19 protein-coding genes are annotated in these 24,498 nt (G+C 69.9%); 7 read left to right on the plus strand and 12 right to left on the minus strand.

Features of this window, described 5'->3' with window-relative positions; all coding sequences use genetic code 11:
• Positions 1-219: 219 nt before the first annotated feature.
• From prcA to arc, 6 genes are all read right to left on the minus strand, one after another.
• Positions 220-966, minus strand: coding sequence for a proteasome subunit alpha (prcA, locus tag IE260_RS24480; RefSeq protein ID WP_189875410.1), 747 nt, complete (start codon positions 964-966; stop codon positions 220-222).
• Positions 967-1,030: 64 nt separating this feature from the next.
• Positions 1,031-1,876 carry a proteasome subunit beta gene (prcB, locus tag IE260_RS24485; RefSeq protein ID WP_189875413.1) on the minus strand — a complete coding sequence of 282 codons (846 nt, stop codon included), beginning with the start codon at positions 1,874-1,876 and terminating at the stop codon, positions 1,031-1,033.
• On the minus strand, positions 1,828-2,403 hold the full coding sequence (locus IE260_RS24490; protein WP_189875701.1) for an endonuclease VII domain-containing protein: 576 nt from the start codon (positions 2,401-2,403) through the stop codon (positions 1,828-1,830). The genes prcB and IE260_RS24490 overlap by 49 nt, the downstream gene beginning before the upstream one ends.
• Before the next feature lie 59 nt (positions 2,404-2,462).
• Entirely contained in the window at positions 2,463-2,681 is a 219-nt protein-coding gene (locus IE260_RS24495; RefSeq protein WP_030879180.1) for a ubiquitin-like protein Pup, read from the minus strand.
• Positions 2,682-2,849: 168 nt separating this feature from the next.
• A complete protein-coding gene (gene dop / locus IE260_RS24500) occupies positions 2,850-4,361 on the minus strand; it encodes a depupylase/deamidase Dop (RefSeq protein WP_373303399.1) in 1,512 nt (503 codons plus the stop codon).
• A gap of 235 nt (positions 4,362-4,596) precedes the next feature.
• Positions 4,597-6,363 (minus strand): proteasome ATPase, encoded by a 1,767-nt coding sequence (gene arc, locus IE260_RS24505; protein ID WP_189875415.1) that lies wholly within the window; start codon positions 6,361-6,363, stop codon positions 4,597-4,599.
• 246 nt (positions 6,364-6,609) lie between these two features.
• Between arc and IE260_RS24510 the strand changes: the two genes are divergently transcribed.
• Entirely contained in the window at positions 6,610-6,915 is a 306-nt protein-coding gene (locus tag IE260_RS24510; protein WP_189875417.1) for a ferredoxin, read from the plus strand.
• Between the two features lie 73 nt (positions 6,916-6,988).
• Here the strand turns inward: IE260_RS24510 and IE260_RS24515 are convergent, their stop codons facing one another.
• The 3 genes from IE260_RS24515 to IE260_RS24525 all read right to left on the minus strand — a co-directional run bounded on the left by IE260_RS24515 (position 6,989) and on the right by IE260_RS24525 (position 10,450).
• Positions 6,989-7,567: a hypothetical protein gene (locus IE260_RS24515; RefSeq protein WP_189875418.1), complete on the minus strand. Its 579-nt coding sequence runs from the start codon at positions 7,565-7,567 to the stop codon at positions 6,989-6,991.
• Positions 7,568-7,781: 214 nt separating this feature from the next.
• A complete protein-coding gene (locus IE260_RS24520; RefSeq protein ID WP_189875419.1) occupies positions 7,782-8,684 on the minus strand; it encodes a tRNA (adenine-N1)-methyltransferase in 903 nt (300 codons plus the stop codon).
• Between the two features lie 47 nt (positions 8,685-8,731).
• Positions 8,732-10,450 carry a site-2 protease family protein gene (locus IE260_RS24525; RefSeq protein WP_189875421.1) on the minus strand — a complete coding sequence of 573 codons (1,719 nt, stop codon included), beginning with the start codon at positions 10,448-10,450 and terminating at the stop codon, positions 8,732-8,734.
• 173 nt (positions 10,451-10,623) lie between these two features.
• Between IE260_RS24525 and IE260_RS24530 the strand changes: the two genes are divergently transcribed.
• Positions 10,624-11,613 carry a RecB family exonuclease gene (locus tag IE260_RS24530; protein WP_189875424.1) on the plus strand — a complete coding sequence of 330 codons (990 nt, stop codon included), beginning with the start codon at positions 10,624-10,626 and terminating at the stop codon, positions 11,611-11,613.
• A gap of 70 nt (positions 11,614-11,683) precedes the next feature.
• Complete coding sequence (locus IE260_RS24535) at positions 11,684-12,355, plus strand: response regulator (protein ID WP_187823384.1); 672 nt, start codon at positions 11,684-11,686, stop codon at positions 12,353-12,355.
• 81 nt (positions 12,356-12,436) lie between these two features.
• On the opposite strand, the gene IE260_RS24540 is transcribed toward IE260_RS24535, so the two are convergent.
• The 3 genes from IE260_RS24540 to metH all read right to left on the minus strand — a co-directional run bounded on the left by IE260_RS24540 (position 12,437) and on the right by metH (position 18,860).
• Positions 12,437-14,041, minus strand: coding sequence for an ABC transporter substrate-binding protein (locus IE260_RS24540; RefSeq protein WP_189875426.1), 1,605 nt, complete (start codon positions 14,039-14,041; stop codon positions 12,437-12,439).
• A gap of 443 nt (positions 14,042-14,484) precedes the next feature.
• On the minus strand, positions 14,485-15,186 hold the full coding sequence (locus IE260_RS24545; protein WP_189875428.1) for an HAD family hydrolase: 702 nt from the start codon (positions 15,184-15,186) through the stop codon (positions 14,485-14,487).
• Between the two features lie 161 nt (positions 15,187-15,347).
• A complete protein-coding gene (metH, locus tag IE260_RS24550) occupies positions 15,348-18,860 on the minus strand; it encodes a methionine synthase (RefSeq protein WP_189875430.1) in 3,513 nt (1,170 codons plus the stop codon).
• 343 nt (positions 18,861-19,203) lie between these two features.
• Here metH and IE260_RS24555 point away from each other — a divergent pair, with 343 nt between their 5' ends.
• From IE260_RS24555 to IE260_RS24570, 4 genes are all read left to right on the plus strand, one after another.
• Complete coding sequence (locus tag IE260_RS24555; RefSeq protein WP_189875431.1) at positions 19,204-19,968, plus strand: IclR family transcriptional regulator; 765 nt, start codon at positions 19,204-19,206, stop codon at positions 19,966-19,968.
• Between the two features lie 345 nt (positions 19,969-20,313).
• The gene (locus tag IE260_RS24560; protein WP_189875433.1) at positions 20,314-21,108 is read left to right on the plus strand and encodes an MIP/aquaporin family protein; all 795 of its coding nucleotides are present in this window, start codon (positions 20,314-20,316) and stop codon (positions 21,106-21,108) included.
• Between the two features lie 96 nt (positions 21,109-21,204).
• Positions 21,205-22,743, plus strand: coding sequence for a glycerol kinase GlpK (glpK, locus tag IE260_RS24565; protein WP_189875435.1), 1,539 nt, complete (start codon positions 21,205-21,207; stop codon positions 22,741-22,743).
• An 8-nt stretch (positions 22,744-22,751) separates the two neighbouring features.
• Positions 22,752-24,368 (plus strand): glycerol-3-phosphate dehydrogenase/oxidase, encoded by a 1,617-nt coding sequence (locus IE260_RS24570; protein WP_189875437.1) that lies wholly within the window; start codon positions 22,752-22,754, stop codon positions 24,366-24,368.
• Positions 24,369-24,498: the final 130 nt, after the last annotated feature.

Below are 24,498 nucleotides of genomic sequence, written 5' to 3' on the forward strand. Positions count from 1 at the left end.
GGCACGGCCCCGACCCACCACACAACCGAAAGCGCTACCCGCACCCCCGACCACCCGCACAGGCCGCCGCAGGCACCCCCCGCACCCGCACAGGCCGCCGCAGGCACCCCGGCCCAAGCGCCGCAGGCACCCGCAGGCACCAACAGCCACCCACAGACACCCACCGGCACCCGCCCGAGCGCCGCAGGCCCCCGCAGGCCGCCGCCGCGCTCTCCGAACCTACTCCTCGCCCTCCGGCGCAGCCTCCGCCGCACCCGAGCCCGCCGCCCCCGCACCCAGCAGCCGCGACAACTGGCCGCCCACGATGCGCTTGAACTTCCGCTTCTGCGGCCGCGTACGGTCCAGCACCGCGACCTCGAGCCGCTCCGCGGGAATCTCCCGCTCACTGCCGTTGGTGTCCCGGGACAGCGCCTGCACCGCCAGCTTCAGCGCCTCGGCCAGCGTCATACCGTCCCGGTGCCGCTGGTCCAGGTAGCTGCTGATCTGCTCGGCATTGCCCCCGACCGCGACCGAGCCGTGCTCGTCCACGATCGAGCCGTCGTGCGGCAGCCGGTAGATCTGGTCGCCCTCGGGCGTCTCGCCGACCTCGGCGACGACCAGCTCCACCTCGTACGGCTTCTCGGCCGCACTGGAGAAGATCGTGCCCAGCGTCTGGGCGTACACGTTCGCCAGACCCCGGGCCGTCACGTCGTCACGGTCGTAGGTGTACCCGCGCAGGTCGGCGTAGCGCACCCCGCCGATCCGCAGGTTCTCGTACTCGTTGTACTTGCCGGCGGCCGCGAAACCGATCCGGTCGTAGATCTCGCTGAACTTGTGCAGCGCACGGGACGGGTTCTCACCGACGAACACGATGCCGTCGGCGTACTGCAGCACGACCAGGCTGCGGCCACGGGCGATGCCCTTGCGGGCGTACTCGGCCCGGTCGGCCATGGCCTGCTGGGGTGAGACATAGAACGGCGTCGACACCGGTTATCCGTCCCTTTCTGTCGAAGTCACTGGACCACCTGACAACACAAGCAACCGCCGCCCGCTACAGCAGCGCGGCCCGCGGCCCGTCCGGCTGCTCCAGACGCCGCTCCAGCACAGCGCGCGCGAGCTCCGAGCACTCGTCCTCGGTCAGCCGGCGGAAGCCGTCCTCGGTGATCACGGTGATGATCGGGTAGATCCGGCGGGCGACATCGGGACCACCGGTCGCCGAGTCGTCGTCAGCCGCGTCGTACAGGGCCTGCACCACCAGCGTCGTGGCCTCGGCCTCCGTCAGGTCCTTCCGGAAGAGCTTCTTCATCGCACCGCGCGCGAAGATCGACCCGGAGCCCGTGGCCGCGTAGCCCTGCTCCTCCGACCGCCCGCCCGTCACGTCGTAGGAGAAGATCCGGCCGTCACCACGGTCCAGGTCGTATCCGGCGAACAGCGGCACCACGGCCAGACCCTGCATCGCCATGCCGAGGTTCGACCGGATCATCGTGGACAGCCGGTTCGCCTTGCCCTCCAACGACAGCTGCGCGCCCTCGACCTTCTCGAAGTGCTCCAGCTCCAGCTGGAACAGCTTCACCATCTCCACGGCCAGCCCCGCCGTACCGGCGATGCCGACGGCCGAGTACTCGTCGGCCGGGAAGACCTTCTCGATGTCCCGCTGCGCGATGACGTTGCCCATGGTCGCCCGGCGGTCACCGGCCAGCACGACACCGCCGGGGAAGGTCACGGCCACGATGGTCGTGCCGTGCGGCGCCTCGATCACGCCCTGCACCGGCGGCAGCTGCCGGTTGCCCGGGAGCAGCTCCGGCTGGTGCTCACCGAGGAAGTCCATGAACGAAGAGGACCCAGGCGTCAGGAAGGCAGCTGGTAGACGCCCGGTGCTACGAGTGTTGGCTTCCACGCGATTCCCTCCACGTAAGCGGCAGCCCGCCTTATGGCATCGGGCCGATCCTTGAACTGCCCCAGGGCTGCGTTGCAGCTGAAGCACAGTACGCCACGGACCCTACCCGTCTCATGGCAGTGATCCACATGCTCCGGTGGAGCCGACAGACATATACAGCAGACACCGTGCTGCGCAGCGATCAACTCGTCGCGCTCCGCTTCGGTGAGGCCGTACTTGCGCTTGAAGTAGCTGGCCCTGTTCCGCTCCGCACGGCACCCACGGCAGTAGCTGGCCCACCCGTCAGAGGACGACTTGTTCCGCTCCCACTCGGAGTGCGGCTTCACGTTCCCGCACTGCGGGCACCGCTTATGCCCTGGGGGAACGGCAACTTTCTCCCGCACCTTCTTCCCCTTGGCCTCCTGGCGCTGCCGGTAGTACTCGGCGGAGCACTGCCGACAGTACGCCTGGAGGCCGTCGGGCACGGACCTATGGCTGGCGAAGGCCGTCCGGGGCAGGTGTTGCTTGCACCGTGAACAGCGCCTCATCCCAGACTCTTCGATCACCCCGGAGATCCCCCGACATCACCTTCAAATCGAAGGAGAAATCACTCTCCACCCTTTTGAACGAAGGACCTCACGAAATCCTCGGCGTTCTCTTCGAGTACGTCGTCGATCTCGTCCAGCACGGAGTCCACGTCGTCGCTCAGCTTCTCCTGGCGCTCCTTGAGGTCCTCCGCGGCCTGCGCGTCCTGCGCCTGCTCCTCGACCTCCTCGGTGGAACGCGTGGCCTTCTGCTGCCCGCCGCCGGTGTCCTTGGTCGCCATAACCCTCACCCCGCTCGGTTCGCCCGACACAGTTGCTCGGTCAAGATCAGACCCTACTCGCCGGGTCTGACAATGGCCCCGCAGTTGCTCCAACGTACGGGGACCACCTCGATGATTCCCGGACCCTGGGTTTTCCACCCTGTCCGGCCGACTTCTCCTGGACGCCGCTCAGCCGCCGGACAGGACCTTGACCAGGTCCTCGGCCGTACGACAGCGGTCCAGGAGCTCCTTCACGTGATTACGCGTTCCGCGAAGCGGTTCCAGGGTTGGGACGCGCTGCAGGGAGTCCCGGCCCGGGAGATCGAAGATCACCGAGTCCCAGGAGGCCGCCGCGACGTCGTCCGCGTACTGCTCCAGGCAGCGCCCGCGGAAGTACGCCCTGGTGTCCTCAGGCGGCTTCGTACGGGCCCTCTCGACCTCCGTCTCGTCCAGCAGCCGCTTGATGCGCCCGCGGGCCGCGAGACGGTTGTACAGGCCCTTGTCGGGCCGTACGTCGGCGTACTGGAGGTCCACCAGGTGCAGGCGGGCCGCGTCCCAGTCGACGCCGTCCCTGCGCCGGTAGCCCTCCATGAGCTCCCGCTTGGCGACCCAGTCCAGCTCGCCGGCCAGGCTCATCGGGTCGTTCTCCAGGCGGTTGAGGGTGTCCTCCCAGCGGGAGAGGACGTCCTTGGTCTGCTCGTCGGCGTCCGCGCCGTAGCGTTCCTCCACGTACTTGCGGGAGAGCTCGTAGTACTCCATCTGGAGCTGCACCGCGGTCAGCGTGCGTCCGCTGCGCAGGGTGACCAGGCGCTGCAAGGTCGGATCGTGCGAGACCTGGTGCAGTGTCCGTACGGGCTGGTCGACCGCCAGGTCCACGGCGATGAAGCCGTCCTCGATCATCGACAGGACCAGGGCCGTCGTGCCCAGTTTCAGGTAGGTCGAGATCTCCGAGAGGTTCGCGTCGCCGATGATCACGTGCAGTCGCCGGTACTTCTCCGCGTCCGCGTGGGGTTCGTCGCGCGTGTTGATGATGGGGCGCTTCAGCGTCGTCTCCAGACCCACCTCGACCTCGAAGTAGTCCGCACGCTGGCTGAGCTGGAACCCGTGTTCGTGCCCGTCCTGGCCGATGCCGACGCGGCCCGCGCCCGCGAAGACCTGGCGGGAGACGAAGAACGGGGTCAGGTGGCGCACGATGTCCGAGAAGGCGGTCTCCCGCTTCATCAGGTAGTTCTCGTGCGTGCCGTAGGAGGCGCCCTTGTTGTCGGTGTTGTTCTTGTAGAGGTGGATCGGCTGGGCACCGGGCAGCTGGGCGGCCCGCTCGGCGGCCTCCGCCATGATGCGTTCGCCGGCCTTGTCCCACAGCACGGCGTCCCGCGGGTTGGTGACCTCCGGAGCGCTGTACTCGGGGTGCGCGTGGTCGACGTAGAGCCGTGCGCCGTTGGTGAGGATCACGTTGGCCAGGCCGATGTCCTCGTCGGTGAGCTGGCTGGCGTCGGCGGCCTCACGGGCGAGGTCGAAGCCTCGCGCGTCGCGCAGCGGGTTCTCCTCCTCGAAGTCCCAGCGGGCCCGGCGGGCCCGGTGCATCGCCGCCGCGTAGGCGTTGACGATCTGGGACGAGGTGAGCATGGCATTGGCGTTGGGGTGACCGGGGACGGAGATCCCGTACTCCGTCTCGATGCCCATTACTCGCCGTACGGTCATGCGGCCCTCCTTGCCCGGCGGCGCCCTCGGTCGTGGGCGCCGCTCAAGTACCGCTGGCGCTCCCGTGCGTGTGCGGTGCCCGTCCCCGCACTGCGCGACTCGGCGGTACCGAAGAGCCTAGAACGCCTTTGCGCTGGTGGGGAGATCATTTGCGTCATTGCCTTGCTCCAGCCGGGGCTCCGGAAAACAGTCGGCTGCGGGTACCCGCTGAGGGCACCCGCAGCCGCCCCGCCTTTTACAGGTACTGACCGGTGTTTGCCACCGTGTCGATGGAGCGTCCGGTGTCCGCGCCCTGCTTTCCGGTGACGAGCGTACGGATGTACACGATCCGCTCGCCCTTCTTGCCGGAGATCCGGGCCCAGTCGTCCGGGTTGGTGGTGTTGGGCAGGTCCTCGTTCTCCTTGAACTCGTCCACACAGGCCTGGAGGAGGTGGGAGACGCGAAGGCCCTTCTGATTCTTTTCGAGGAAGTCCTTGATCGCCATTTTCTTGGCGCGGCCCACGATGTTCTCGATCATGGCGCCGGAATTGAAGTCCTTGAAGTAGAGGACTTCCTTGTCGCCATTGGCGTAGGTGACTTCCAGGAAGCGGTTCTCCTCGGATTCGGCGTACATCTGCTCGACCGCCGTCTGGATCATGCTCTGGACGGTGGCGGCCTTGTCCTTGTCGTGCTCCGCGAGGTCGTCCACGTGCAGCGGCAGGCGCTCGGTGAGGTACTTGCCGAAGATGTCCTTGGCCGCCTCGGCGTCCGGACGCTCGATCTTGATCTTCACGTCGAGCCGGCCGGGCCGCAGGATGGCGGGGTCGATCATGTCCTCGCGGTTGGAGGCGCCGATCACGACCACGTTCTGCAGGCCCTCCACACCGTCGATCTCGGCGAGGAGCTGCGGGACGATGGTGTTCTCCACGTCCGAGCTGACGCCGGAGCCTCGGGTGCGGAAGAGGGACTCCATCTCGTCGAAGAAGACGATGACGGGGGTGCCCTCGCTGGCCTTCTCCCGGGCCCGCTGGAAGACCAGGCGGATCTGCCGCTCGGTCTCACCGACGTACTTGTTGAGCAGCTCAGGGCCCTTGATGTTCAGGAAGAAGCTCTTGCCGGCCGCCTGGCCCGTCACCTCGGCGACCTTCTTGGCGAGCGAATTGGCGACCGCCTTGGCGATCAGCGTCTTGCCGCAGCCGGGGGGCCCGTAGAGCAGGACGCCCTTCGGCGGACGCAGCTCGTGCTCCTTGAACAGGTCCGGGTAGAGATAGGGCAGCTCGACCGCGTCGCGGATCATCTCGATCTGGTTGCCCAGGCCGCCGATCTGCTCGTATCCGATGTCCGGGACCTCTTCGAGGACGAGTTCCTCGACCTCGCTCTTGGGGACGACCTCGTAGACGTAGCCGGAGCGGGGTTCGAGCAGCAGGGCGTCGCCGGGGCGGATGGTCACGTCCAGCAGCGGCTCGGCGAGCCGTACCACCCGTTCCTCGTCGGTGTGCCCCAGCACCAGGGCGCGCTCGCCGTCCTCCAGGATCTCCTTGAGGGTGACGATGTCGCCGACGCTCTCGAACCGCATGGCCTCGACCACGTTGAGCGCTTCGTTGAGCATCACTTCCTGGCCGCGCCTGAGCTCGTCGAGCTCGACGCTCGGGCTGACGTTCACCCGGAGCTTGCGGCCGCCGGTGAAGATGTCGGCCGTTCCGTCCTCGTTCGCCTGCAGGAAGACGCCGAAGCCCGCCGGCGGCTGGGCCAGCCGGTCGACCTCTTCCTTGAGGGCCACGATCTGGTCGCGGGCCTCACGGAGCGTGTTGGCGAGTCGCTCGTTCTGGGCGGACACGCCGGCCAGGTTGGTCTGCAGCTCGACGATCCGCTCTTCGAGAATTCTCGTGTGCCGCGGAGAGTCGGCGAGCTTGCGTCGCAGGACGGCGATCTCCTGCTCAAGGTAGGCCACCTGCCCGGCCGGGTCTTCGGACCCGCGTCCCGGGCGGATGCCGCGGTTCATGTCGTCGTCGTGGGCTGCCACGGTCCTCACCTCCTCCAAGGGGAGCTGGACGCTTCCAGACCCTACCTGGGTGGGTGTCGATTGAAACCCCTAGATCACAAAGACTGTCGGGGTGTGTCCGATCTTCACCCTTGCGCTCTCCCTCACGCCAGGGGAATACCCACGGAACGTGAGTGGAACCCAGGCGGAGGTAGGGTCGAAGTGTTCAACACCCGTCAGAGCTGGCCGGATTCCCGACCAGGTTCGACGCAGGAAACGGCAGGAGAGATGACCGTGCAGCAGGAGGCCGGAGTCGACGGCGAGGCGCTGGAGGTCTGGATCGACCAGGACCTGTGTACCGGCGACGGCATCTGCGCCCAGTACGCGCCCGAGGTGTTCGAGCTGGACATCGACGGTCTGGCCTACGTCAAGGGCACGGACGACGAGCTCCTGCAGGACAAGGGGGCGACAACGCCCGTGCCGTTGCCGCTTCTCGCGGACGTGGTCGACTCCGCGAAGGAGTGTCCCGGCGAGTGCATCCACGTGCGTCGGGTTTCGGACAAGGCCGAGGTGTACGGGCCGGACGCAGAGTGACTCAACTGTGACTCGTCGCGCACGCAGTGTGACCGCTGTCTGACGTGTCACACTCCGGGCACCGGGTCCTCGCTCAGACGGCCCGGGCCTGGGACGGCGTGTCACGGACGAACGCGCCGTTCTTCCACCGCCATTTCACGTCGTCCGTGACGTCGGGGCAGCAACTGGGCACCTCGGCCGACGAGTAGCCGAGGAGCGTGGCGTTGACCACGCCGCCGCTCACCGAGAGCTCCGTGACCGTCCGCCGCTCCCCGGGATCCACCAGGGTGGCCACCACACGGGGCTTGCCGCCGTCGGCGTCCCGGGTGAGGACGTACACCCCGTCGGGCGGGGTGCCCATGGGGGCGTCGCAGTGCACGACGGCCACCGTCTCGGGACGGCCGTCGCCGTCGAGGTCGCCGGAAGCCTTCTTCTGCACCAGCGCCTTGACCGGGCCGCACTCCAGCGGGAAGACGACGGCCGAGGGGTCGGGCGGCGCCATGAGCGCCGGGGCGCTCTGCGTCTCGGGAGCGGCGGTCTGCGCGGCCGTCGCGGCATCGGGCTGCAGGACCGAGGACAGGGCCACGACACCGGCGAGAGCCGTGGCGGTGGCGACCCAGTGGATCGGTCGGGTGTGCGTGTGCGACAGGTCCGGAACGGCGGGGTGCTGCACGAGGAGTGTCTCCTGTGAGGGCTGTGCCGGTGGGGGTGCCCAGCATCGTGCCACACGTCACAGTGCGGGGGAACGGTGGGGTGGGTACTCGGCCGCGCCGTGACGTCCGCCGCCGCGGTGCCGTGCCAATACGACGGCGCCGTGGCCGAGTTCCCGAACGTCCTCGGGAACTCGGCCACGGCGGCTGTGCGTTGGCTGCGGCACTGCGGCCGCCTCAGCGGCCGGAGCCTCCGTCGGCGTTGGGGCCGGCGTAGTCCTCGCCGTAGGCGCCCTTGGCGGGGCGGCGGCGGCGCATGGGGGGCTCGACGCCGTCGGCCAGGCGGCGGGCGGTGAGCAGGAAGCCGGTGTGGCCGATCATGCGGTGGTCCGGGCGGACGGCCAGGCCCTCGATGTGCCAGTTGCGGATCATCGTCTCCCAGGCGGTCGGCTCGTTGAAGCAGCCGATCTCGCGGATGGACTCGACGGTCCGGGCGAGCTGGGTGGTGGTGGCGACGTAGCAGCACAGGATGCCGCCGGGCACGAGCGCCTTGGAGACGGCCTCCAGGCACTCCCAGGGGGCGAGCATGTCGAGGATGACCCGGTCGACGTCGGTGTCGGACAGGTTGTCCTGGAGGTCGCCGACGGTGAGCTGCCAGGCGGGGTGCGGGCCGCCGAAGTAGCGCTCGACGTTCGCCTGCGCGATCTCGGCGAAGTCCTCGCGTCGCTCGTAGGAGTGCAGCATGCCCTGGTCGCCGATGGCGCGCAGCAGGAAGCTGCTGAGCGAGCCGGAGCCGACGCCGGCCTCGACGACGCGTGCGCCGGGGAAGATGTCGGCGAAGGCGAGGATCTGCCCCGCGTCCTTGGGGTAGACGACGGCTGCCCCGCGGGGCATGGACAGGACGTAGTCGGGGAGCAGGGGGCGCAGCGCGAGGTAGGCGACGTTACCGGTGGTGCGGACAACGCTGCCCTCGGGAGCACCGATCAGTTCGTCGTGCGGGAAGGAACCCTTGTGGGTGTGGAAGTTCTTCCCGGCCTCGAGCGTGAACGTGTAGTGGCGGCCCTTGGGGTCGGTCAGCTGTACCTGGTCCCCGACCTTGAAGGGCCCGCGCCTGCGGGCGGCACCGGTCGGTTCGGACATGTGACCAGCCTACCGGTCCCGGACGGGGCCGCCGACCACGTGGGCGGTCAGGAGGGCCGGGCCATGGCCTTGACGAAGGCGCGCTCGACGTCGGCCGCGGAGAGCACGCCGTAGATCTCGCCGGTCTCCTCGACCACCAGGTACTCGGTCGCCGGGGTCGCGCGCAGGGCGTCCAGGAGTTCCTCCCCCGACAGCTCGGCCGAGACGCGCATGCCCTCGGTGAGGTCCTGGGCGAGGCCGCTGACCGGGACCCAGGGGCGGCGGTGCTCGGGGACGCCGACGATGGCCGCCTCGCGGACGAGGGAGACGGGGGTGCCCTCGCCGTCGACGACGACCAGGGCGCGGGCCCCGGAGGCGTTGGCGCGGCGCAGGGCCTCGGAGAGCGGGGTGTCGGCGGGGACGGGGACCGCGCGCCGGGTGAGGGTGCGGGCGCGCAGTTCCGGGAGGTGTTCGCGCAGGCGGGCCATGCGCAGGCTGTTCCCGGCGCCGGTCCAGATGATCGCGGCGAGGATGGCGGCGAGCAGGGCGTCCATGACGGTGTCCATGCCGATGCTGTCCTCGGCGGCGGAGCCGAGGGCTCCGGACTGGGTGAGCAGCGGCAGGCCGATCAGGACGGAGACGGCGAGGGCCCGGCCGACCCAGGCGGCGGCGATCGTGCCGCTCATCGGCTTGCCGGTGATTTTCCAGACGACGGCGCGCAGCATCCGGCCGCCGTCGAGGGGCAGGCCGGGCAGCAGGTTGAAGACGGCCACGATGAGGTTGGAGATCATCAGGCCGGCCAGCAGGACACCGGGGACGCTGCCGGGCTCGACGGGGAGCAGGGCGACGTAGAAGACGGCGGCGAGGACGAGGGAGAGCAGCGGGCCGACGAAGGCCAGGACGAACTCGCGGCCGGGGGTCTCGGCCTCCTTCTCGATCTCGGAGACCCCGCCGAAGAACTGCAGCTGGATCCGGCGGACCGGGAGCTTGAAGCGGAGGGCGGCGACGGTGTGGGCCAGTTCGTGGACGAGGACGGAGGCGTAGAAGGCGACCGCAAAGAAGAGGGAGACGAGGTAGCGGGCGGCGCCGAGCTCGGGCAGCACGCGGTCGAGCTGTCCGCCGAACACCCAGGTGATCAGGGCGGCGACCAGGAACCAGCTGGGCGCGACGTACACCGGCACACCGAACGGCCGCCCCATCAGCAGGCCGCCACCGGGCTCCGGGGGGCGCTGCGGCGGGCGCCCGGGACCGCTCCCGGCGCGGGCACGGTCACCTGGGGGACCGTCGGTGCCGGGCGCGGGGTGGGCGGCGGGCCGGTCACCATCCAGGGCCGGTGAGGGACCTGCCGTGCCGTCGCCCCGGGACTCCGGCTGACGCGACGCACCACCGGAAACCGGCGACGGGTGAGCCGGCCGCCCGCCCTCGGGAGCCGGAGACGGACCCGCCGTACCGTCGCCCCGGGACGCCGGCTGACGCGACGCACCACCGGAAACCGGCGACGGGTGAGCCGGCCGCCCGCCCTCGGGAGCCGGAGACGGACCCGCCGTACCGTCGCCCCGGGACTCCGGCTGTCGTGCCGGGCCATCGGCGGCCGGGCTTCCGGAAGCCGGGGAGGGGTGTGCGGGGCCGTCCTGCGCGTTCTCGTCCGCGGGCGGCTCCCCGGAGGTGCGGGAAGCCGTGGGTTCCGGGTGTGCGGAGCCGGCGGCCGGGGCCACAGGCCCTGCGTGGTGCTCGGCCGTCTCGTCGTTGCCGGACCGCGGCTGCCCGCTCCCGCCGCTCACGTCCACGGTGTCCCCTCGTTCGAAGCGTCTCCCGCGCCTGCCGGGCGGAAGGGTCTCGACTCGATGGTATGCGGCCGTCGTGCGCCCTTCCGCCCCGGCACCCCTCTGCTTACCCTCCGTCACACCCGTCACGAGCGCGGCTGGGTCACTGTCAGTGGCGGGCCGTAAGGTCTGTGGGCATGGAGACGAGCATCGAGGATGTCGCGCGGGACACGGGCGGCGGCGCGCCGCCGGCCGAGCCGCCGGTCGAGTCGCCGGCCGCGGCCGGACCGGCGACGGTGGCGGACCCGGCAGGTGCGGGGGACCCGGCAGGTGCGGGGGACCCGGCCGAGCCGCCCGTGCCCGTCGCCCAGGTGCCCGCCTCCCTCTCGCCCTCACGGGCCGGCGACTTCATGCAGTGCCCGCTGCTGTACCGGTTCCGTGTCATCGACCGGCTTCCGGAGAAGCCGAGCGAGGCGGCGACCAGGGGCACCCTGGTGCACGCGGTGCTCGAGCGCCTCTTCGACGCCCCCGCGGCCGAGCGCACGGCGCCTCGGGCGAAGGCGCTGATCCCGGGCCAGTGGGACCGGCTGAAGGAGACCCGCCCGGAGGTCGGGGAGCTGTTCGCGGACGACCCGGACGGCGAGCGGCTGGCGGGCTGGCTCGGCGACGCCGAGCGGCTCGTCGAGCGCTGGTTCACCCTGGAGGACCCGAGCCGGCTGGAGCCGGCCGAGCGGGAGCTGTTCGTCGAGGCCGAGCTGGAGTCCGGACTGCGGCTGCGCGGCATCATCGACCGGGTCGACGTGGCGCCCACGGGCGAGGTGCGGATCGTCGACTACAAGACGGGCAAGGCGCCCCGGCCGGAGTACGCCGAGGGTGCGCTGTTCCAGATGAAGTTCTACGCCCTGGTGGTGTGGCGGCTGAAGCAGGTCGTCCCGCGGCGGCTGCAGCTCGTCTATCTCGGCAGCGGTGACGTGCTGACGTACGACCCGGTCGTCGCCGATCTGGAGCGCGTCGAGCGCAAGCTGCTGGCTCTGTGGGACGCCATCCGGCTGGCGACCGAGACGGGTGACTGGCGGCCGCGCCCCACCAAGCTGTGCGGCTGGTGCGACCACCGGGCGCACTGCCCGGAGTTCGGCGGCACTCCCCCGCCCTATCCGCTGCCGGTGCGGCCTGCCGCCTCCGGCTGAGGCGCCCCGGAGGCGGGCGGCGGCACCGGCGCAGGGCAGAATTGGGGCCGGTCTAGCGAAGGAGACTTACGTGGCCATCCGCGTCCTACTGGTCGACGACCAGCCGCTGCTGCGTACGGGCTTCCGGATGATTCTGGAGGCGGAGCAGGACATCGCGGTCGTCGGCGAGGCCGGGGACGGCCTCCAGGCCCTCGACCAGGTGCGGGCGCTGCAGCCCGATGTGGTGCTGATGGACATCCGCATGCCGCGGATGGACGGGGTGGAGGCGACCCGGCAGATCACCGGTCCCGAGCGGGACGGCCCGGCGAAGGTGCTGGTGCTGACCACGTTCGATCTCGACGAGTACGTGGTGGAGGCGCTCAAGGCGGGCGCCAGCGGCTTCCTGCTGAAGGACGCCCCGGCCAACGAACTGGTGCAGGCGATCCGGGTGGTGGCCGCGGGTGAGGCGATGCTCGCGCCGAGCATCACCAGGCGGCTGCTCGACAAGTACGCCACGCATCTGCCCTCCGGTGACGAGCCGGTGCCGGACACCCTGCACACCCTCACCGAACGTGAGGTGGAGGTGCTGAAGCTGGTGGCGCGCGGTCTGTCCAACGCGGAGATCGCGGCCGACCTGTTCGTCAGCGAGACCACCGTGAAGACGCATGTGGGTCATGTGCTGACCAAACTGGGACTGCGCGACCGGGTGCAGGCCGCGGTGTACGCGTACGAGAGCGGGCTGGTGCGTCCCGGCGCGCAGTAGCGGTCGTCGCATCTCGGCGCGAAAGGGCGCCCTCTCCTTCGTGAAGGAGAGGGCGCCCTTTCGTTCGGCGCTGTCGGGGCGTCAGTCGCTCACGCCACGGCTCAGCTCCCACACCTGCAGCGTGGAGGAGGAGTTGAGGGCGTAGGCGGTGCCCGTGATGTCGTCGCGGGCGGCGACGTACTGCTTGCCCTGCCACAGCGGCAGCAGTGGCACGTCGGACGCGATGACGTCCTGGATCCTGGTCAGGCTGTCGGCGGCGGACAGCCGGTCTGCCTCGCGCCGGGACTCCGGGATCAGGGTGTTGATGACCTCGCTGTTGGCGTACGGCGAGTTGAGGGTGTTGTCCTTGTCGAGGAACGGCGCCAGGAAGCTGTCGGCGTCCGGGAAGTCGGGGAACCATCCCATGCCGAAGACGTCGTACTCGCCCTTCAGTTCCGCGGGGCGGAACTTGTCCCAGGGCTTGCCGTCGATGTCGACGTCGAAGAGACCGCTGTCGTTGAGCTGCTTCTGCAGCTGCTCGAACTCCGTCTTGGTGGCGGCACCGTAGTGGTCGGTGGTGTAGTGCAGCGTCAGCTTCACCGGGGTGGAGACCCCCGCGTCCTCCAGCAGCGACTTGGCCTTGCTCACGCTCGGGTCGCCGTACTTGTTGAAGAACGAGTTGGAGTGGCCGGTGATGCTGGCCGGGACCATCGAGTACAGCGGCTCCGCCTGGGAGCCGTAGACCTCGGACACCAGCTCGCTGCGGTTGATGAGCTGGGCCATCGCCTGGCGGACGGCCTTGTTCTTCACGGTCGGCGCGTCGGTGTTGAAGCCGAGGTAACGGATCTCGAGGCCGGCCACCTCGACCAGCTCGACGTCGCCGTCCGTGGCGTTGGTGAGGTTCTTGATCTGCTCCGGCGTCATGGCACGGGTCATCAGGTCGATGTCGCCCTTTTCGAGCGCCTTGCCCATGGCCTCGGCATCGTCGAAGAAGACCATCTCGACCTTGTCGTTGTTCACCTTCAGACTCCCCTTGTAGTTGGGGTTCTTGGTGAACACGGCCTTGGTGAGCTCGTTGTCCTTGACCTCGGCCTTCATGGTGTACGGGCCGGAGCCGTCCAGTTCGAAGCCTTCGCGCAGTTTGTCCTTGGGGTACTGGTCCGGGTTGACGATGCCCGCGACCGGCGTGGACAGCTTGAACGGGAAGGTGGCGTCAGCCGTCTTGAGGTGGAAGATGACCTCGCGGTCGCCCTGCGTCTCGATGGTGTCCACGGTCGACAGCAGCGCGAACACACCGTTCTCGTCCTTGATGGACAGCGCGCGCTCGATGGAGTACTTCACGTCCTCCGCGGTGATCGGGTCGCCGTTGGCGAACGTCAGACCGTCCCGCAGGGTGCACGCGTACCGCTCGTTGCCGGTGTCGGTGAACCCGCACTTCTCGGCGGCCTCGGGCACGGGTTCGCCGTCACCGCGAGGCTGCACCATGAGGGTCTGCGTGGTCTGACGCAGCACGTTCCACAGGCCCACGTCGTAGGCATATGCCGGGTCGAGAGGCGCGGGCGCGTCCTCCGAGACGCTGAACCGGTCCGTGGTGCCGACGACGATCGCGTCCGATCCGCCGCTGCCACCGTCGGACCCGCCACAGGCGGCGAGCACCGGCGCGAGCAGGCCGACGACGGCCGGCAGCACCAAAGTCTTGCGGTTCATGCTCGAGTTTCTCCAGAGCTGTCGGTCCGTGTATCCGGCATGCAGGGGTGTCGCGGCGGAACACGGGGGTAAGGGCTGAGGTTCTCGCGACGAGATTAGTCCGCGCACGCACGGGGGTTCGCAGCCACCGGAGTTGAGTTCTCATCACGCAGCGAAACCGGGCGTGGACACACCGAAAACCCGACAGCGGAAGGATTAGTGCAGCGTTCCACCAATCGGGACACATGGGCGCGCCGACAACGTTCGCAGTGAGGGGCGCAGCACACCTGCGCCTCACTGTCGACCCCGTGCGACGTGGTGAACGTCACATGTTGATGGTGTCCTCGTGACTGCCGCTATTCAGCCATCCGAAGCGCCGGGAATTACTCCGCGGGCGTTCTCGCCTTGTGGCGCACCACTTCCCGGAATTCCCGCGCTATCGGGGCTGCACGCTGGGTGAACGCCTAGCGCATTTGCGTCATCAGGCCGCGCAGAAATGTCAGGTCGACCTCTTCCAGGGAGGACACGACGGTGCGCCGGGCGGCGGGAGTGATGGGGGCGACGGAGGGCACCGCCACGACGTGGCAGCCCGCGGCCTCGGCGGAGGCGACTCCGGTCGCGGTGTCCTCGATGACGGCGCACCTGGCCGGATCCACACCGAGTCCGGCGGCGGCGGCCAGGTAGGGCTCGGGGTGGGGCTTGGTGCGCGGTACCTCGTCACCGGCCACGGACAGGGAGAAGTGCTGGGGGCCCAAGGAGCTGAGCACGAGGTCGATGATGCGCCGGTGCGAGGCGGAGACCAGGGCCGTGGGGATCTCGTGCGCGGTGAGTTCCGCCAGCAGACGGCCGGCTCCCGGCATCAGCGGCAGGGCGCGGCCGATACGGCGCTCGAACCCGTCGTTGAGCAGCACGGTGAGCTCGGCCAGCGCGATGTCGGCGCCGGTGGCCTCGATCAGGAAGCGACCGCTGCGGCTCATCGGCCCGCCGACGACGACCTGCCGCCAGGACTCGTCGAGGGTGTGGCCGAGGCCGGCGAAGACCTCGACCTCGACGTCCCACCAGAAGCCCTCGGTGTCCACCAGGGTGCCGTCCATGTCCAGGAGCACGGCCTGCAGGGCGGAGCCCTCGGCCGTACGGGTTCCGAGCGCGGGGACCGTACTGGTCATCCACGTACCTCCTTGAAGGGACGATCAGGCCGGTTCCCACGAGGGGAACCGGCCTGCGGTGGATCGACCAGTGTACGACGTGCGGGGCCGAAGCGCCTGATTCGACCGGTGTGCCCCGGGGCACACCGGTCGAACCGGTGGGATGCGGGCCGACGGGTGGGTCAGCGCGCGTTGAAGTACTTCGCCTCCGGGTGGTGGATCACGATGGCGTCCGTGGACTGCTCGGGGTGCAGCTGGAACTCCTCGGACAGGTGGACCCCGATGCGCTCGGGCCGGAGCAGGTCGGCGATCTTGGCGCGGTCCTCCAGGTCGGGGCAGGCGCCGTAACCGAGGGAGAAGCGGGCGCCCCGGTACTTCAGGGCGAACATGTCCTCCATCGCGGCCGGGTCCTCCCCGGCGAAGCCCAGTTCGGAGCGCACGCGCGCGTGCCAGTACTCGGCGAGGGCCTCGGCCAGCTGCACGGACAGGCCATGCAGTTCGAGGTAGTCGCGGTAGGCGTTGGCCTCGAACATCCTGGCGGTTTCCTCGCCGATGCGGGAGCCGACGGTGACGACCTGGAGGCCGACGACGTCCCGCTCGCCGGACTCCTCCGGGCGGAAGAAGTCCGCCAGGCACAGGCGCCGGCCGCGCCGCTGGCGCGGGAAGGTGAAGCGGGTGCGCTCGTTGCCCTGTTCGTCCAGGAGGATCAGGTCGTCGTCCTTGGAGACGCACGGGAAGTAGCCGTAGACGACGGCCGCCTCCAGCAGGTTCTCCGTCTGGAGCCGGTCCAGCAGGCCGCGCAGCCGCGGCCGGCCCTCGGTCTCGACCAGTTCCTCGTAGGTGGGTCCTTCGCCGGTGCGGGCCTGCTTCAGGCCCCACTGGCCCTTGAACAGGGCGCCCTCGTCGAGCCAGGACGCGTACTCCTTGAGCTGGATGCCCTTGACGACGCGGGTGCCCCAGAAGGGGGGCTCCGGGACCGGGTTGTCGGTGGCGACGTCGGAGCGGACGTGCCCCTCCTCCGGCCGTTCCTCGATCTCCACGGTGGCCGCCCGCACCCGGCGCTGCCGCAGCTCGGGCAGCTGGACGCCGGGCACGCCCCGCTTGATGCCGATCAGGGCGTCCATCAGGCGCAGACCCTCGAAGGCGTCCCGGGCGTAGCGGACCTCGCCCTCGTAGATCTCGTGCAGGTCCTGCTCGACGTAGGCGCGGGTGAGCGCGGCGCCGCCGAGGATGACGGGGTAGTTCGCCGCCAGGCCGCGCTGGTTGAGCTCCTCCAGGTTCTCCTTCATGATCACCGTGGACTTCACCAGGAGCCCGGACATGCCGATGACGTCGGCCCGGTGCTCCTCGGCGGCCTCCAGGATCGCGGAGACGGGCTGCTTGATGCCGAGGTTGACGACGTTGTAGCCGTTGTTGGACAGGATGATGTCGACGAGGTTCTTGCCGATGTCGTGCACGTCGCCGCGGACGGTGGCCAGCACGATCGTGCCCTTTCCGGCCTCGTCCGTCTTCTCCATGTGCGGCTCCAGGTAGGCCACGGCCGCCTTCATGACCTCGGCGGACTGGAGCACGAACGGCAGCTGCATCTGGCCCGAGCCGAACAGCTCGCCGACCACCTTCATGCCGTCCAGGAGGGTCTCGTTGACGATCTCCAGGGCGGGGCGCTGCGTGAGGGCCTCGTCCAGGTCGGCTTCCAGGCCGTTGCGCTCGCCGTCGATGATGCGGCGCTTGAGGCGCTCGTCCAGCGGGAGCGCCGCCAGTTCCTCGGCCTTGGACGCCCGCAGCGACTTGGCGGTGGCGCCCTCGAACAGCGCCATCAGCTTCTGGAGGGGGTCGTAGCCCTCGCGGCGGCGGTCGTGGATGAGGTCGAGGGCGGTCTGCACCTGCTCCTCGTCGAAGCGGGCGATCGGCAGGATCTTCGAGGCGTGCACGATCGCCGAGTCCAGGCCGGCCTTGACGCACTCGTCCAGGAAGACGGAGTTGAGCAGGATCCGGGCGGCCGGGTTGAGGCCGAAGGAGATGTTCGACAGACCCAGCGTGGTCTGGACCTTCGGGTGCCGCTTCTTCAGCTCGCGGATGCCCTCGATGGTGGCGATGCCGTCCTTGCGGGACTCCTCCTGCCCGGTGCAGATGGTGAAGGTCAGGCAGTCGATGAGGATGTCCTCCTCGTGGATGCCCCAGTTGCCGGTGAGGTCGTCGATCAGCCGCTCGGCGATCTCCACCTTCTTCTCGGCGGTGCGGGCCTGCCCCTCCTCGTCGATGGTCAGGGCGATCAGCGCGGCGCCGTGCTCCCGCGCCAGCTTCGTGACCTTCGCGAACCTCGACTCGGGGCCGTCGCCGTCCTCGTAGTTCACCGAGTTGATGACCGCCCGGCCGCCGAGCTTCTCCAGCCCGGCCCGGATGACGTCGACCTCGGTGGAGTCCAGCACGATCGGCAGGGTGGAGGCGGTGGCGAAGCGGCCGGCCAGCTCCTCCATGTCGGCGACGCCGTCGCGGCCGACGTAGTCGACGCACAGGTCGAGCATGTGCGCGCCCTCGCGGATCTGGTCCCGGGCCATCTCCACGCAGTCGTCCCAGCGGCCGGCCAGCATGGCCTCGCGGAACTTCTTGGACCCGTTGGCGTTGGTGCGCTCGCCGATCGCGAGGTACGAGGTGTCCTGGCGGAACGGCACGGTCTGGTACAGCGAGGCGGCGCCCGGCTCCGGCCGCGGGTCCCGCTCGGTCGGGGTGGTGTCCCGGACCCGCTCCACGACCTGGCGCAGGTGCTCGGGGGTGGTGCCGCAGCAGCCGCCCACCAGGGACAGGCCGTACTCGCGGACGAAGGTCTCCTGCGCGTCCGCCAGCTCCGGCGCCGTCAGCGGGTAGTGGGCGCCGTCCTTGCCGAGGACGGGCAGGCCGGCGTTGGGCATGCAGGACAGCGGGACGCGGGAGTGGCGGGCCAGGTAGCGCAGGTGCTCGCTCATCTCGGCCGGGCCTGTGGCGCAGTTCAGGCCGATCATGTCGATGCCGAGCGGCTCCAGGGCGGTCAGCGCCGCGCCGATCTCCGAGCCGAGCAGCATGGTGCCGGTCGTCTCGACCGTCACCGACACGATCACCGGCAGGTCGAGGCCCAGGGCCTCCAGGCCGCGCCGGGCGCCGAGCACGGCCGCCTTGGTCTGCAGCAGGTCCTGGGTGGTCTCCACCAGCAGCGCGTCGGCGCCGCCCGCGACCAGGCCCTCGGCGTTGCGCTGATAGGCGTCGCGCAGGGTGGTGTACGGGGCGTGGCCGAGGGTGGGCAGCTTCGTGCCGGGGCCCATGGATCCCAGGACCCAGCGCTGCCGGCCGTCCTTGGCGGCGAACTCGTCGGCCACCTCGCGGGCCACCCGGGCGCCGGCCTCGGACAGCTCGTGGACGCGCTCGGGGATGTCGTACTCGCCGAGGGCGGAGTGGTTGGCGCCGAAGGTGTTGGTCTCCACGCAGTCGACGCCGACGGCGAAGTACGCCTCGTGCACCGAGCGGACGATGTCGGGCCGGGTCAGGTTCAGGACCTCGTTGCACCCCTCCAGCTGCTGGAAGTCGTCCAGCGAGGGGTTCTGGGCCTGAAGCATCGTGCCCATCGCCCCGTCGGCGACCACCACACGGGTGGCGAGTGCCTCGCGAAGGGCGGACACACGGGTCCGGGTGTCGGCGGACGGGGTGGACGGCGACGAGGCCATGAAGGGGCTCCCTTGGATGCGACGGCTGTCGGCTTTGCGCTGCCCCGGAACGTTCGCACGGAACGTCCCCGGGGAGGACGCACGCCGCCAGGGTAGCCGGGACCGGCATCGGATGGTCAGGGCGTCCACGGGGCGGACGAGGACGACGGGCCGGACGACCCTCGGGCAGGCTCCGCATTCGGGTGCCGAGGCGGCCCGGCCCGCCCGAAAGACAGTGCGAGTGCAACAGTTGCCCACCGACCATTAGCGGGAGGTCGGGATCGACCGGTAGTGTTCGACATTGCCGAACGACGTTGCAACGCGTCGGGAGTCGGCAGTCGAAGGGGACGGAGGCAGTACGGCGATGGCACGGAACATCCAGTCGCTCGAACGGGCGGCCGCGATGCTGCGCCTGCTCGCGGGCGGCGAGCGGCGGCTCGGCCTGTCGGACATCGCCTCGTCGCTGGGCCTCGCCAAGGGCACCGCCCACGGCATCCTGCGCACCCTCCAGCAGGAGGGCTTCGTCGAGCAGGACGACGCCTCCGGGCGCTACCAGCTGGGCGCCGAGCTGCTGCGCCTGGGCACGACGTACCTCGACGTCCACGAACTGCGCGCCCGCGCCCTGGTCTGGACGGACGACCTGGCCCGCTCCAGCGGCGAGAGCGTGTACCTCGGCGTGCTCCACCAGCAGGGCGTACTGATCGTGCACCACGTCTTCCGGCCCGACGACAGCCGGCAGGTGCTGGAGATCGGGGCCATGCAGCCACTGCACTCCACGGCGCTGGGCAAGGTGCTGTCGGCCTACGACCCGGTGGCCCGGAGCGAGGCGCTGGAGGCCGACCGCAAGGCGTTCACGGACCGCACGGTCTGCGAGCTGGACGCTTTCGAGCACCTCCTCGACATCACGCGCGCGCGGGGGTACGCGGCGGACGTCGAGGAGACCTGGGAGGGCGTCGCGTCCATCGCCGCCCCCATCCACGACCGGCGCCGCATGCCGGTCGGCGCGGTCGGCATCACCGGCGCGGTGGAACGGCTGCGCCGGGAGGGCGAGCTGCGTCCCGAACTGGTCGCGGCGGTACGGGACTGCGCCCGCGCGGTGTCGCGGGACCTGGGCGCCGGGCGGTTCTGAGGCGCGGACAGACGGACGAGGGCCGGGACGACGGACGTCGTTCCGGCCCTCGGCATACCCTGAAGCGGACATAACACCACGAAAGCTTCGGCGAACCGCCCCCGAAGATCGATAACCCGCGACGATCAATAACGATCGTGCTTTCGATAACAGAGCTCTTGACGCACGTGTGACGCCAGAGCAAGACTCCCGTCCATCGGTCGGCATTGTCGAACACCTACCGGCAATACGCGTTAGAGTGTGACAACGCCAAGGGCCGCCATCGCTCTCACACCGAGGGCGCCGGAACACCCGGAGGGACCCGGGAGTTCGGCTTCCCCTGGACGAAGGACAAAGGAGTCGCGGGTGTCCAGCTCCGACATCTTCATCGGCGAGACCATCGGTACCGCCATACTCATCCTGCTCGGCGGCGGTGTCTGCGCCGCCGTGACCCTGAAGGCCTCCAAGGCCCGCAACGCCGGCTGGGTCGCCATCGCCTTCGGGTGGGGCTTCGCCGTCATGACGGCCGCGTACATCTCGGCTCCGCTCTCCGGCGCGCACCTCAACCCGGCCGTCACCGTCGGCATCGCGATCAAGGACGGGGACTGGAGCAACGTCCCGACCTACTTCGCCGGCCAGATCCTCGGCGCCATGATCGGCGCGGCCCTGGTCTGGGTCACCTACTACGGGCAGTTCCAGGCCCACCTCACCGACCGGGAGATCGTCGGCGGTCCGGGCGCACAGGACACGGCGGCCAAGTCCGTCGAGGCGCAGGAGAAGGGTGCGGGCCCCGTCCTCGGCATCTTCTCCACCGGCCCGGAGATCCGGAACGCGGTCCAGAACGTCGCCACGGAGATCATCGGCACCTTCGTCCTGCTGCTCGCCATCCTCACCCAGGGTCTGAACGACGAGGGCAACGGCCTCGGCGTCCTGGGCGCCCTGATCACCTCCTTCGTGGTGGTCTCGATCGGCCTGTCCCTCGGCGGCCCGACCGGCTACGCGATCAACCCGGCCCGTGACCTCGGCCCGCGCATCGTGCACGCCCTCCTGCCCCTGCCCAACAAGGGCGGCTCCGACTGGAGCTACGCCTGGGTCCCGATCGTCGGTCCGCTGATCGGCGGTGCGCTCGCCGCCGGCGTCTACAACGTCGCCTTCGCCTAGGAGCTCACGCCTCACCCACCGAAGCACGGAGCCCCGAGCCGCACAGCACGCGCCGTACGCCCCGGCCCCCACCACACGGAACCCCAGGAGCACACAGTGACCGACGCCCACACCGCCGGACCCTTCATCGCCGCCATCGACCAGGGCACGACCTCTTCCCGCTGCATCGTCTTCGACCGCGACGGCCGCATCGTCTCCGTCGACCAGAAGGAGCACGAGCAGATCTTCCCCAAGCCGGGCTGGGTCGAGCACAACGCCACGGAGATCTGGACCAACGTCCAGGAGGTCGTCGCCGGAGCCGTCGAGAAGGCCGGCATCACCCGCGACGACATCAAGGCCATCGGCATCACCAACCAGCGCGAGACCACCCTCGTCTGGGACAGGAACACCGGTGAGCCCGTCCACAACGCCATCGTCTGGCAGGACACCCGCACCGACGCCCTGTGCCGGGAGCTCGGCCGCAACGTCGGCCAGGACCGCTTCCGCCGCGAGACCGGCCTTCCCCTCGCCTCCTACTTCGCCGGTCCCAAGGCCCGCTGGCTGCTCGACAACGTGGACGGCCTGCGTGAGCGCGCCGAGGCCGGCGACCTGCTGTTCGGCACCATGGACACCTGGGTCATCTGGAACCTGACCGGCGGCACGGACGGCGGCAAGCACGTCACCGACGTCACCAACGCCTCCCGCACGCTGCTGATGAACCTGCACACCATGGAGTGGGACGAGCGCATCTGCGAGTCGATCGGCGTGCCGATGCAGATGCTGCCCGAGATCCGCTCCTCCGCCGAGGTCTACGGCGAGATCAAGGGCGGCAAGCTGGGCGAGCTGCTCGGCGGCATCCCGGTCGCCTCCGCCCTCGGCGACCAGCAGGCCGCCCTGTTCGGCCAGACGTGTTTCGCCGAGGGCGAGACCAAGTCGACGTACGGCACCGGCACCTTCATGGTGATGAACACCGGCGACAAGATCATCAACTCCTACAGCGGCCTGCTGACCACCGTCGGCTACCGGATCGGCGACCAGAAGCCGGTCTACGCCCTGGAGGGCTCGATCGCCGTCACCGGTTCGCTGGTGCAGTGGATGCGCGACCAGATGGGCCTGATCTCGACCGCCGCCGAGATCGAGACCCTCGCCCTGTCGGTCGAGGACAACGGCGGCGCCTACTTCGTCCCGGCCTTCTCCGGCCTGTTCGCCCCGTACTGGCGCTCCGACGCCCGCGGTGTGATCGCCGGCCTGACCCGGTACGTGACCAAGGCGCACCTCGCGCGCGCCGTCCTGGAGGCCACGGCCTGGCAGACGCGGGAGATCGCCGACGCCATGACGAAGGACTCCGGCGTGGAGCTGGCCGCCCTCAAGGTCGACGGCGGCATGACCTCCAACAACCTGCTGATGCAGACCCTCGCCGACTTCCTGGACGCTCCGGTGGTGCGCCCGATGGTCGCCGAGACCACCTGCCTCGGCGCCGCCTACGCCGCCGGTCTCGCCGTCGGCTTCTGGAACAGCACCGACGACCTGCGCGCCAACTGGCGCCGGGCCGCCGAGTGGACCCCCCGCATGGACGCGGAGACCCGCGACCGTGAGTACAAGAGCTGGCTCAAGGCCGTCGAGCGGACCATGGGCTGGCTCGAGGACGAGGAGTAAGAACCGCAATGACCACTCAGTCCACCCTGCAGTCCGTGCCTGCCCTGGGGACGCACCCGGCCTCCGGCTCGAACCCGAGCCGGGCCGAGACCCGGGAGCAGCTCTCCAAGGCGTCGTACGACCTTCTCGTGATCGGCGGCGGCATCCTGGGCATCTCCACCGCCTGGCACGCCGCGCAGTCCGGCCTCAGGGTGGCCGTGGTCGACGCCGGCGACTTCGCCGGCGCCACCTCCTCCGCCTCCTCCAAGCTGCTCCACGGCGGACTGCGCTACCTGCAGACCGGCGCGGTGAAGCTGGTCGCGGAGAACCACTTCGAGCGCCGTGCGGTCTCCCGCCAGGTGGCCCCCCACCTGGCGAACCCGCTCACGTTCTACCTCCCCGTGTACAAGGGCGGGCCGCACGGCGCGGCGAAGCTGGGAGCCGGTGTCTTCGCGTACTCGGCGCTGTCGGCCTTCGGCGACGGCGTCGGCCACCTGCTCTCCCCGGCGAAGGCCGCGCAGGACGTGCCGGAGCTGCGCACCGACAACCTGAAGGCCGTGGCCGTGTACGGCGACGACCAGATGAACGACGCCCGCATGGCCCTGATGACCGTGCGTGCCGCCGTCGAGTCCGGCGCGGTCGTCCTCAATCACGCCGAGGTCACCGGTCTGCGCTTCACCAAGGGCCGGGTGACGGGCGCCGAGCTGAAGGACCGGCTGACCGGCGACGAGTTCGGCGTGAACGCCCGCCTGGTGCTCAACGCCACCGGTCCGTGGGTCGACCACCTGCGCCGGATGGAGGACCCGGGCGCGGCCCCGTCCATCCGCCTGTCCAAGGGCGCGCACCTGGTCCTCAAGCGCACCGCCCCCTGGAAGGCCGCGCTGGCCACCCCCATCGACAAGTACCGCATCACCTTCGCCCTCCCCTGGGAGGACATGCTGCTGCTCGGCACGACCGACGAGGAGTACGAGGGCGACCCGGCGGACGTCGCGGTCAACGACAAGGACATAACCCAGATCCTCGACGAGGCCGCCTTCTCCATCCGCGACCAGCAGCTCGACCGGGATCTGATCACGTACTCCTTCGCGGGTCTGCGCGTACTGCCGGGCGGCCCCGGGGACACGGCGAAGGCCAAGCGCGAGACGGTCGTCACCGAGGGCCGTGGCGGCATGCTGTCCGTCGCGGGCGGCAAGTGGACCACCTTCCGCCACATAGGCCGTACGGTCATGAAGAAGCTGGAGGCGCTGCCGGGCCACCCGCTGGGCGACGACTTCGAGCCGATCAGCTCGCTGCCGAAGAAGCTGCCGCTGCCCGGCGTCGCCAACCCGCGCGCGGTCGCCCACCGGCTCCTGGTGGACCGCCCGGCGCCCGGCCCGCGCATGGCCGCCGACACCGCCCGGCACCTGGCCACGCACTACGGTTCGCTGGCCTTCGACATCGCCCGCCTCGCCAACGAGAGCCCGGAGCTCGCCGAGCGCGTCCACCCCGACGCTCCGGAGATCTGGGCGCAGGTCGTGTGGGCCCGCGACCACGAGTGGGCCGAGACGCCGGACGACGTGCTGCGCCGCCGGACCACGCTGACGATCCGCGGCCTGGCCACGGACGAGGTCCGCGCCAAGGTCCAGGACCTGCTCGACAAGAAGTAGGCCCGGGTACCGGCAGGTGGCGGCCCCGCGCCGACGGGGCCGCCACCTGCCACGTCCGGGTACCGTCCGGCACCCCATAATGGCCTGAGACATCGGATGTCTGGGCGACATCAGTGCTACACAGGGAGGC

It is taken from the genome of Streptomyces viridiviolaceus (assembly GCF_014650995.1).
GTDB lineage: Bacteria > Actinomycetota > Actinomycetes > Streptomycetales > Streptomycetaceae > Streptomyces > Streptomyces viridiviolaceus.